This is a genomic window from bacterium (assembly GCA_040757115.1).
Lineage (GTDB): Bacteria > UBA9089 > CG2-30-40-21 > CG2-30-40-21 > SBAY01 > JBFLXS01.
On sequence record JBFLYA010000411.1, the window covers coordinates 1 to 1760 of the forward strand.

3 protein-coding genes are annotated in these 1760 nt (G+C 35.8%); 2 read left to right on the plus strand and 1 reads right to left on the minus strand.

Going from position 1 to position 1760, the window contains the following annotated elements; all coding sequences use genetic code 11:
- Positions 1 to 258: hypothetical protein (locus tag AB1422_19235; GenBank protein ID MEW6621435.1), on the plus strand; the 258-nt coding region annotated here is incomplete at its 5' end.
- Here the strand turns inward: AB1422_19235 and purD are convergent.
- Positions 243 to 1511 (minus strand): phosphoribosylamine--glycine ligase, encoded by a 1269-nt coding sequence (gene purD, locus AB1422_19240; protein ID MEW6621436.1) that lies wholly within the window; start codon positions 1509 to 1511, stop codon positions 243 to 245. The genes AB1422_19235 and purD overlap by 16 nt on opposite strands.
- A gap of 95 nt (positions 1512 to 1606) precedes the next feature.
- Between purD and AB1422_19245 the strand changes: the two genes are divergently transcribed.
- A partial coding sequence (locus tag AB1422_19245) for a D-aminoacylase (GenBank protein ID MEW6621437.1) occupies positions 1607 to 1760 on the plus strand: 154 nt, incomplete at its 3' end.

Genomic DNA, 1760 nt, shown 5'->3' on the forward strand with positions numbered 1-1760 from the left:
CATTGTAATTTTGATATTTGCATTTTGATATTTACATTAAAGTTCTTCTTGCTATCGCTCTCCCCAAAAGAGGAACCTATTTATGAAAAAGCAATTAGGTTCGCTTTCCTGCTTGCCAGAAGCGAGGTTAAAGCCTCGCACTACAAATCTCTTTGTATTTGTGTTCATTCGTGGTTATATATTCCCTCTGTGTTCTCTGTGACTCTGTGGCTATATCCTGAATGGTTACGGATTTTCGATAATTATAATGCCCGATAGCCTATATCTTTTCGATAATAAATTCCATCAAAATTAATCTTATCACAGGCTAAATAAGCCTTTTCTTTTGCCTGTTTAATATCATTTCCGTAAGCGGTTATTCCAAGCACCCGACCGCCTGAGGTAAGTATTTTATTATCTTTTTGGATAGTTCCGGCGTGAAATATCATTATATCTTTTTCAACCTCGTCAAGCCCAGAGATTTCTAATCCTTTTTTATAAGCCCCAGGATAACCTGCGGATGCCAGAACAACACATAAAGTCGCCCGATTATCCCATTCGATATTTATTTCAGATAGATTGCCTTCAAGACAGGCTTTTATAATTGTAATTAAATCTGTTTTCAATCTTGGCAAGACGACTTGAGTTTCCGGGTCGCCAAATCTACAATTGTATTCTAATACCATAGGTTTGCCAGCGGTAATAATCAATCCTGAATAAAGCACACCGATATATTTTCTCTCTTCCTTTGCCAGTCCTTGAATAGTGGGGGTTAGGATTTTATTTTGAATTTCATCCATCATTTCTTTAGTAATAATTGGTGCTGGCGAATATGCACCCATACCACCGGTATTAGGTCCTTTATCTCCATCAAATATGGCTTTATGGTCTTGAGATGAGACCATTGGAATAACTGTTTTACCATCAGTAAAGGCTAAAATAGAGGCTTCTTCACCATGTAAAAACTCCTCGATAACAATTTTATTTCCTGCGGCTCCGAATATTTTATCCTCCATCGTTTTTTTAATCACTTCAATTGCCTCATCTACGGTTGCACAAATAGAAACTCCTTTGCCTGCGGCTAATCCATCTGCTTTGATAACAATGGGAACGCCCTTTGACTGGACATATTTTATTGCCTCTTGCGAATTACTAAATATCTCAAATGCGGCAGTTGGGATATTATGTCTTTTCATAAATTCTTTAGCAAAGACCTTACTCCCTTCAATTAACGATGCCTTTTTTATTGGACCAAAAGGAGTTAATTCAAGTTCTTTAAAGTAATCTATTATACCTTCTGATAGAGGCACTTCAGGACCAACTACGGTTAAATCAATTAATTCTTTTTTTACAAAATTAGCTAATTTAGCAAAATAATCAGATGAACCTATTTCAATAGGGACACTTGTGGCAATTTGGGAAATGCCCGCATTGCCAGGGGCACAATAAATTTTATCCACCTGACTGCTTTGCTTAAGTTTCCAGCATAAGGTATGTTCTCGTCCTCCTGAGCCAATAACTAAAATCTTCATAACATTAATTATAACCTATTTAATAAAATTAGTCAATAAATTTATTGACATAAAGATTATTTGGTGGTAAAATATTAATCATCTGGAGATTAGCGATGTATGATATTTTAATTAAAAATGGACAGGTTGTAGATGGTTTTAATGTCCCTTCATTTAAGGCAGATGTTGGGATTAAGGATGAACGAATCGTGGCTATTGGTAATTTACGCTCAGGCTCATCACAAACAAAACTTATTGAGGCAAAAGATA

What these genes read in the sequence shown, in the direction of transcription:
- purD (MEW6621436.1), bottom strand. Translation starts at nt 1,511, where the DNA reads ATGAAGATTTTAGTTATTGGCTCAGGAGGACGAGAACATACCTTATGC.